Genomic DNA, 8,054 nt, shown 5'->3' on the forward strand with positions numbered 1-8,054 from the left:
TCCTTTCCACGTGCGCGAGCCTGAGGCCGCTCCGCTGCTGATCAGCAGACCCTTCTGCCCCGACCAGACCCCCGACCATGGGACCCTGACCATGGTCACGAACGCGCAACGGCACGGTCGTGGCGCTGTTGTCGGGGCTGCCCCCCCCCCACCCCGGGTCGCGCGCTGGGGGGAAAGGTTGGCGGCCGCCCTGGCGCCTGGCTGGGTCACAGCCGCAGGTGCCGGCACTAGGGCCGGCGGGGGAAGGTGGGCGATGGCCGGTCCGCAGCAGCCGTAGCTGCTGCGGGACGCGGTGGCGAGCCGCGTCATGCCGGCCATCGTGCGGCGCCCGGCCCGCAAGGGACCAACAATCCCGTAACCGGATGCCGCGTCTGTGAGGCGGTGGGCGGATGAGCACTCACCGCTTGTTGTCACCTTCGAGGGCTGCGCTGGGCGGCCTGCTCGAGGATCCGCCGGCGTGTCCACCGCCGGCGCCCGCCCTTCTCCGAGAGAGCGTCGGGGGTCTCCAGCAGGGGAAGGTTGCCCTGGGAGAGGCTGCTGGAGAAGGTGTTGACACTCTTGAACCCCAGCAGCGCGGCTGCCTGCGTGGCTCCCAGCAGCTCGTCCGGGTCGCCGTCGACGGGCACGTCGGGCAGTGGCGGCGCGGTGCGCTTGACGCCGGCGCGTCTGCCGCGGCCGGGCCGGGTGGCCATCCAGTCCAGCAGTGTCTGCACGCGCCACAGCTGCCGGCGGTAGGGGTTCGCGGAGGTACCCAGTTCTTCGACGACGTCGGGGTCGGGGAAGTAGCCGGGGTGGTCGCGGACGTAGGTGTTGACCTGGTTGGAGTTCTTGTAGCCCAGGAACCTCGAGGCTTCGGCCGCGTTCAGCAGGTCCTCCGGGTTGCGGGAGGGCGGTGTGTGCTCGCGGAGTCTGACTTGGCTGCGGCCCGCGAACCACTCGGTGACCTCCGCGTGGTTCCACAGGCGGGCGCGGCCGCGCGTGCCGGCGATCTCGGGGAATCCGTTCTCGGCGCGCTCGCCGTAGAGCATGCTGATCCGTGCGGGGGACAGGCCCTGTTCGGCCGCGATCTCGGCAGCGTCGGCCAGGCGAGGCTCACGGCGCGAGGTCATGGCACAGCTCTCCTGTCTGCAGGACGAGCCGGCCTGCCCGACTCGCAACCCACATAATGGCAGGAGTTTGGGGTGGGGGTCTAGTTCGCTGCCGACGATTCCCGCGCGTCGGCCCCAGCGGATCAGTCTTCGGGGACCAGGCTCACGCCGCGGCGGGCCGCGTCCTCCGCCATCTGGGAGTAGGCCATGGCAGCCGGAGTGCTCTCCCATTCGGCCAGGGCCAGTATCAGGATCAGTTCGTCACGGTCCTGGGACGCCTCGCACGGCAGGCCGGCTGTCGTCACGGCAGCCACCAGGTCCTCGGAAGACGTCACCGCGCAGCGGTCTGCCACGGCGCGGCGCACGCTTTCGAAGCCCTGCTGGTACAGCTCACTGGCTTCGTGCAGGAGCAGCATCAGGTCAGCGTCGTGGCTGTCCGGGGCGGCCGCGGTCAGGTCAAGGAGGCGCTGCGTGGTCGTCATCATCAGAAGTATGCCCTTCAGAAGGGGGGGCGGCGGATCGGCGGACATGATCAGTGCGGTGTGGTGCAGCCGTCGCAGAGCGCACGGCCTGGGCGGCGAGCCAGCTCCGGCTTCTTGCGGGGCTCGTGCGTCAGCGCCTGGCGGACCTGGTCCTGCAGGGCGGTGAACTCCGGGCCGTCGTCCGGGCAGACGACGCCGGGGTCAGGTGCCGCGCCGTGGGCTGCGTGCCGGATCAGGTCGGTGATCCGTCAGTCCGGACGGAAGCTGTCGCCGCGCGCCTGCTCGACCTCGGCGTACAGGCCGGCCAGCCGCGGCCGCCGCCCGACGGCGAGCAGCAGGTCGCGGCAGGAGGCGAAGACGCACAGCGAGTAGGAGCATCTTTTCCGGACTATCAGCGCGCGGCGAGAATCGAAAAGACACCCTGCTTGCCGCACGTATCCTCCAATCCGTGAGACCGACATATGTGCTGGATGGCACGCAGATCAGAACGCTGGAAGACTTCTGGCGAGTCATCGGCGAAGCGATCAACGGTCCCGGGGGCTACTTCGGCCGCAACCTCGACGCCTTCGCCGACTGCCTCAGTGGGGGATTCGGAGCGCCGGACGACGATGACTATGTCGTGGAGTGGCGCGATCACCGAGTGTCTCGCGAGCATCTGGGCTATCCGGAGACCGCTCGCCAGTTGGAGAGCCGTTTGTCACGTTGTCACCCCACGAACCGCCCCTCTGCCAGCGCCGATCTTGCCGCAGCGCGAGAAGAGCGCGGAACGACCGTCTTTGACTGGCTAGTCGAGATCTTCGAAGAACGGGCTCCAGGTGTCCTACAACTTCGGTGAGTGATGGCAGTTGATGACGGGAGGCGCCGGGGTCATCGTCCTTCTCCGGGGATGATCGGCATGCCCAAGGCTACGGGGGCGCGGTTGCGGTTCCGGGTGAGGCGGTCGAGAGAAGCGAGATCGTAGGCGTAGCTCCGGACACTTCCGGCACGGCGGCCCTGGGCGACGAAGTCACGCAGGTACCGGCGCACTGGCTCGATCGGCTGTCCGTTTCGAGGGCAGCCTCCTCGCGGGCGGTTGCTGCTGCCGTCGCCCGGGTCCGGACCTGGGCGAGGTGGGCGCGAACGGTTTCAGCTTCCGCTTTGAGGTCGCGGTGTCGTTGGTGGTTGTCCGGGTGTCGCCGTCTGCACCGCCGCTACGAGCGCAAGGCCGAATAGAGGGACGCACCCCGTGCGCGCGAGGCCCTGGCCGCAGCGGCGAAACCGCGCCTCTCCATCTGCCAAGGCCGTTGTCAGTGGCGGCGGCTAGCCTGCGGACATGATCGAGAGGACCGACGACGACCGTCGCTTCCCGCCCGCCCTGGTCGCTGTCGCCCAGGTGGAGTTCGGCTACGACGACGGCGAAGGCGTGGACTTCGAGCCCTACGACGCCTTCGACTCCGCCGAGGAAACCACCGACTGGATCCGCAACTGGACCGGCAACCACGAACTGGACGGCGACGCCTACAGGGTTTTTGGACAGGATGGCACCGGCGGCCTCGTCGGTCTGTGGTGTGTGCGTCCGGGTCAGCCCCTTGCCGAACAGCCCGTGGTATTCCTAGGCTCGGAGGGCGAGCGTGGCGTCGTGGCCCGAAACCTGTCCGACTTCCTGTGGCTGCTGGCCGACGGCCTCGGCCCGATGGAGGTCGTCGAGTACGAGCAGCGCGAAGCGCGACCGAACCTCGTATTGACTGAACTCGCCGAGCGTCACGCTACTACGGCGCGCCGACCCGCCCGGGACATCATCACCGAGGCACAGGCCGAGTTCCCCTCTTTCTCGGAGGACCTGGACAAGCTCTGCCGCTGACGCGGTCCGCGAACGTGAGCCAACAGCCAGACTCGGCGGCCAGCAGCTGCACCACGTGGTCGGGGGAGCGGTCTCGACCAGGAGCCGGGGCTCAAGTCATTCGCTGCCGGTGGCCAGGTAGAGGACGACGGTGCCAGGTCGATGCCGTGCGCGGCGGGGGCGGTGAGCATCCGCGCGGTGGAGTCGGCGCCAAGCCCCCAGTTGGTGACGGTGTCCAGGCCGTCGGTGGTGGTGAGGCCGGGCAGCGTCGGCGCGTACATGGTGCGGGCCATGGCGGTGTTCACTCCTTTGAGGTCCGGTCGGGCAGACGGACGGCGGGGACGATGAGAACCAGGTCGTCGGCGCGCCACGGGTCGCAGGTGCTCCAGGGATGGCTGTTGGAGAGCACGACCACGCGGCCGTTCTCGTGGGTGAGGTGGCAGCACACTCCGCACTGGCAGGCCGGCTCGTAGGGCCGGGGGTGCGCGGTGTACTGGTCGTTGAAGTAGTCGGCGCCGCGCATTGAGACGGCGGCCAGGATCAGGTCGCCGTCGACGACGTCGACGGCCCGGGCCACGCGTGCGTGAACGGGGTCGTGGAGCAATGGGGCGTGGTCGGCGTCCTGGGGATAGCAGGTGACGACGGCTTCGAAGAGTTCGACGTTCTCAGCCACGGGGTGTCCTCTGGTTCTCGTCAGGGGTGGCATGGGTTTCCGGGCGTGGAAAGCGGCTGGGCCTGGAGCAGGGAGAAGGGGGGCCTTGAGGCCGGGCGGCGTACTGCTGGCCGGGCAGGGCGCGGCCGGCGGGAGGGGTGACTGCCGCTGGTGCGGCGGTGGGATCGCGCAGGGCCCGGCACAGGCAGGCGAACCGGTGCCGCGCCGGGTGGCGGTTGGGGGGCGGTCAGCGGCCGACGTGAAGGGGAGTGCCGTCGGCTGTTTTGGGGGAAGGAGCGTCGCCGGACCAGCCGGTGGACCTTCGCTCATCCCACCAGGCGGGCGGGTTGCCCGGTCGTCTTGGGGCAGGGCGGGAGGAGGACGGTGGTGCCGGGGAGGGCGGTGCGGTGACCGGCGCGGCGGCGGCCGGGCTGGGCAGGCTGGTCTCGGTGTAGGCGATGCGCTGGCGCAGGCTGATGCCGATGTCGTCGGCGCTCAGGTAGACGGCGTTGTCCCGGATCTCGGTGATCCGTCCCCTGACCTGGATGTTGACCCCGTTGACGAGGGACTCGGCGGCGTTTCGGGCCAGGGTGCGCCAGGCGGTGCACACGTAGCGGATCGGAGTGCCGTCACGCCACTTCTGTGCGGCGGCGTCCCACTGGGCGGGTGTGTCGGTGAGGCGGAAGCGGCAGACGGCGATGCCGGATTCGGTGAAGCGGACTTCTACGTCGCCGGTGACGGTGCCGCTGACGTGGGTGACGGAAGGGGTCATGTGAATCACCTCCTGAAAGCAAATAATAGTGACTATTGACTGTGGGTCAACCCCCCCTGTCGCCGCTCGCCGCCCTCGGGCTTGGCGGTTCGGCCCACGAGCCGCCTGAGGAGGGCCCGCCAGCCGGCCGGCTCCGGCGGGACTGGGGGTTGGGCGAACACCGTGGTGTCCTCGACGTCCACCTGCACGGGGACGGAGTCGTCGGCCTGAAGCAGCTGCTCGTCCGCGGTGTCCAGATGGACGGAGACCCGCAAGGCCCTGGTATCGGCGTCGAGGTAGGCGAACACGAGGACCCCGGCGATCTCGATGCAGGGCAGGCCCTCGTCGTCGGGTCCCTGCATTGGGTGGAAGACCGCCACGCAGTTGGCCTCCGCACAGGCCCGGGCGTCCGCGAGACTCAAGGGGCGGGCCGTGTCCCCGTGGCGGAGGACGTCGTAGGCGCGCAGCGTGTAGTCCTCGTCGCACCGTTCGTCTTCCGGGCCGTAGTAGGCGTCGACAGCTGTCCGGTCGTCGGCGGGAGGGCGGTGGGGGACACCGTCGGTGCCTGCCACGTTGTCCCAGTGGGTGCGCACGTGCTGTGCCAGTGAGGCCAGCGCGGACGCCTCGTCGGACCAGAGCGTCACCTCCTCGCAGCGCCGGTCCCACCGGCGCAGTACCCACGCCCGGCCTGCCCTCTGTGTCGTGTGGGCGGTGGGGGCGGCGAAACTGAAGCGGCGCAGCCAGTCGCTGAGGATGGCGGTGGTCTCGGCGCCCGGCCATTCGCCGGTGCGGGCCTGGAGGGCGTCCATCAGTGCGGCCAGATCGATGACGGCCGCGCCTTCGGGCGTGGCCGGGTCCGGTGTGATCAGCACGGCAGTCTCCTTCATGAGCGGTGGGTGGAGGGCGGGCAAGGGAGTGGTCACCCGTCCATGAGGGCGTTCCACAGGTCCATCAGCTGTTGCTGCCCGGGGGTGAGTGCCGCCGGGCGCAGCAGGCGTGTGCGCAGGACGGGCACGTCGACGCTGATGCCGGTGGTCACTTCGGGCCTGCCGGGTGGGTGGACGAGACGGTAGGTCCGCGTGTGGATCATCCAGGCCTCGTACCGGTCGGCGGGGCTGCCGCTGCGCGCGGTGTGGCCTTCGTCGAGGGAGGGGGAGGGACACGGGCAGGACGAGTCGGTGCACGGGCGTCCGGCTGGGTGGCCGGCCAGGACCGGGCGGCGGCGGTAGCGCGTCGCCGTGCCGTTGAGCATGGGGCAGTGCGCGGCGGTGTACGGCAGGCACTCGGGGTGCAGCGCCGGTTCGGGGGAACGGCCCTGGACGACGTCGGCCGGCCGGACGATCAGGTAGCACCGCTCGTCCAGGGGCTGGCCGCATATCTGACACAGGCGCCGCAGGAAGGCGGCCAGGGCCCGCTCGGCGTGCAGGCTGCCGAAGGCGGCATGGCCGCCGTGGACCAGGGACACCCACGGCACGACCAGCCCTCCTGCCAGGGGCCGGCGCGCACAGCGTTGGGGTATCGAGGGCATCTGTCTTTTCCTTTCGGTTCGAGGAGCAGGGCGAGTGGGCGTCAGTGGCCGGGTGGTGGGGGAGGGCCGGTCAGGAGGTCGTCCCAGTTGGCGTAGCGGCAGCCGGTTGCCTCGTGCAGGCGAAGGTGCAGCCAGGACAGGTCCCGTCCGGTGCGGACGACGGCCTCGGCGCCGATGGCCGCGGCCCGTGGGTAGACCGTGTCGTCGTCGGTGCCGACGAGTGCGAGGACCAGGCCGGGGCGCTGGGGCATGTGGCGCAGCCGGAACGCGGTGTAGCTGCGCTCGTCCAGGATCACGAGCGGGGCGAGGCGGTACTCCTCGGCGCTGAACAGAGGCGAAGGCATGCGTCGCAGGGGAACCGTGCAGGGCAGCAGGCCGACCGGGTCGGCTTCCGGGCTGTCGCTGATGAAGAGCACTGGCGTTCGCGCCCGGTCCCCGGGCGCTGGCGCTGAGTTGGTCATGGGTGCGGAGCGTCGCTTTCGTCGTCGGGGAGGAATGCCGGGCAGGCAGGCGGGGCGAACCGCGTGGCCAGCCCCGCCTGCCCGTGCCCACAGGTCAGAAGCGGGGGCGGTCAGTCGTGTGGCGTGTTCGCGGCGGGGGCGTCGGTTGCCGGGTGGGGCCATCGCCAGCTGCCGTGGTGGAGGTCGGTCCAGCGGCAGGCGCCGTCCGGGTTCCACTGCACGCGCACGGGACCCCAGCCGCCGGTGGGGTCGGTGCGGCGGATTGCCGCCGGGCGGCCGAGTAGGTGGGCACGGCGCAGGTTGCTGCCGTCCAGTTGGGGGGCCTGCCCGTGCTGGTCCAGGGCCTGGAGTACGTCGGCGAGCAGTGCCCAGAGCTGGTCGGGGTCCTGGGGCAGCGTGCGGATGCGGCGGTCGGAGGTGACGATCCGGCGGGCGGCCTCGTCGCCGCGGCGGTACCAGAGGCCACTGCCTGGCACCGCCCGCACGGCGCTGCTCAGCTCCTTCACGTCCGGGCCGGCCGGTTCTCCGGGACGGGTGAGGATGCGGAACGTCTCACCGATCCCCAGGTAGTAGGCGGCCTCGTGGGCCGGCTTCAGCGGGCCGTCGTCGTCGGCGGGTGACGGCTCGGGCAGGGGCGCTGTACTCATGTCGCCGGCGTACGTTCGGGCGGCTGCCACGGTGCTGAGGGAGATGACCATGGTCGTTTCTGCTTTCTCGGGCGGTGGGGGGAAGCGGCCGTGCTGCGATGACCGCCGGGATCGCCGGGCAGGAAGGCGAGCGCTCCCTGCCCGGCGATCCGAGAGGCGGTCAGTCCTCGATGAGCTCCAGGCAGGAGAGCGGGACGCCGTTGCCGGGCAGCCGGTACCGCTTGGTGTTCTCGGGGATGCGGTAGCGGCTGCGGGGGTCGGTGCGCAGCAGCCGGGTGGAGTACTCGTCCAGCAGGAAGCCCGCGCGCGTGCCGCTGCGGTTGCGTTCCTGGACGGTGCCGGTGAGCCTGCGCAGGCAGGCCGGGCGCAGCGAGTCGGTGATCCGGGCCCGGGAGCCCGCCGTGATGCTGTTGTAGGCGGCGGAGTCCAGTTCACGCAGCCGTGTCGCGCACGCTTCCTGCACGGTCGCGACGGCGGCGGTGTCGGGCAGCTGGCTGATGTAGGCGCGGACCTCGTTGATACCGATGGGCATGGCGCTTCACCTTTCGGTTGAAGGGGTGGGGTGACCGGCCGGGCACCGGGCGGTGCCCGGCCGGAGCGTGGGGTGTCGGACGCTCAGGCGTCGG

General features: G+C 70.7%; 11 protein-coding genes. 2 read left to right on the forward strand and 9 right to left on the reverse strand.

Annotation, left to right across the window (positions count from 1 at the left end; genetic code table 11):
- Nucleotides 1–410: 410 nt before the first annotated feature.
- Nucleotides 411–1,109 carry a hypothetical protein gene (locus RIF68_RS19010; RefSeq protein WP_309052476.1) on the reverse strand — a complete coding sequence of 233 codons (699 nt, stop codon included), beginning with the start codon at nucleotides 1,107–1,109 and terminating at the stop codon, nucleotides 411–413.
- 122 nt (nucleotides 1,110–1,231) lie between these two features.
- On the reverse strand, nucleotides 1,232–1,618 hold the full coding sequence (locus RIF68_RS19015; RefSeq protein ID WP_309052477.1) for a hypothetical protein: 387 nt from the start codon (nucleotides 1,616–1,618) through the stop codon (nucleotides 1,232–1,234).
- A gap of 400 nt (nucleotides 1,619–2,018) precedes the next feature.
- Here RIF68_RS19015 and RIF68_RS19020 point away from each other — a divergent pair, with 400 nt between their 5' ends.
- Together RIF68_RS19020 and RIF68_RS19025 are read left to right on the forward strand one after the other, a co-directional pair.
- Nucleotides 2,019–2,405, forward strand: coding sequence for a barstar family protein (locus RIF68_RS19020; RefSeq protein WP_086024817.1), 387 nt, complete (start codon nucleotides 2,019–2,021; stop codon nucleotides 2,403–2,405).
- A gap of 477 nt (nucleotides 2,406–2,882) precedes the next feature.
- Nucleotides 2,883–3,410, forward strand: coding sequence for a hypothetical protein (locus RIF68_RS19025; RefSeq protein ID WP_019329534.1), 528 nt, complete (start codon nucleotides 2,883–2,885; stop codon nucleotides 3,408–3,410).
- 280 nt (nucleotides 3,411–3,690) lie between these two features.
- Here the strand turns inward: RIF68_RS19025 and RIF68_RS19030 are convergent, their stop codons facing one another.
- The 7 genes from RIF68_RS19030 to RIF68_RS19060 form a co-directional block, all read right to left on the reverse strand.
- Entirely contained in the window at nucleotides 3,691–4,062 is a 372-nt protein-coding gene (locus RIF68_RS19030; RefSeq protein WP_309052478.1) for a hypothetical protein, read from the reverse strand.
- 226 nt (nucleotides 4,063–4,288) lie between these two features.
- Complete coding sequence (locus tag RIF68_RS19035; RefSeq protein WP_019329536.1) at nucleotides 4,289–4,813, reverse strand: single-stranded DNA-binding protein; 525 nt, start codon at nucleotides 4,811–4,813, stop codon at nucleotides 4,289–4,291.
- A 32-nt stretch (nucleotides 4,814–4,845) separates the two neighbouring features.
- Nucleotides 4,846–5,664, reverse strand: a complete 819-nt coding sequence (locus tag RIF68_RS19040; protein ID WP_309052479.1) for a hypothetical protein — start codon at nucleotides 5,662–5,664, stop codon at nucleotides 4,846–4,848.
- A gap of 47 nt (nucleotides 5,665–5,711) precedes the next feature.
- Nucleotides 5,712–6,320, reverse strand: a complete 609-nt coding sequence (locus tag RIF68_RS19045) for a cell envelope biogenesis protein OmpA (protein WP_309052480.1) — start codon at nucleotides 6,318–6,320, stop codon at nucleotides 5,712–5,714.
- A 41-nt stretch (nucleotides 6,321–6,361) separates the two neighbouring features.
- A complete protein-coding gene (locus RIF68_RS19050) occupies nucleotides 6,362–6,664 on the reverse strand; it encodes a hypothetical protein (RefSeq protein ID WP_237731844.1) in 303 nt (100 codons plus the stop codon).
- Between the two features lie 227 nt (nucleotides 6,665–6,891).
- Nucleotides 6,892–7,428: a hypothetical protein gene (locus RIF68_RS19055; protein ID WP_309052481.1), complete on the reverse strand. Its 537-nt coding sequence runs from the start codon at nucleotides 7,426–7,428 to the stop codon at nucleotides 6,892–6,894.
- Between the two features lie 160 nt (nucleotides 7,429–7,588).
- The gene (locus RIF68_RS19060) at nucleotides 7,589–7,960 is read right to left on the reverse strand and encodes a hypothetical protein (protein WP_309052482.1); all 372 of its coding nucleotides are present in this window, start codon (nucleotides 7,958–7,960) and stop codon (nucleotides 7,589–7,591) included.
- Nucleotides 7,961–8,054: the final 94 nt, after the last annotated feature.

It is taken from the genome of Streptomyces sp. (assembly GCF_031178505.1).
Lineage (GTDB): Bacteria > Actinomycetota > Actinomycetes > Streptomycetales > Streptomycetaceae > Streptomyces > Streptomyces gulbargensis.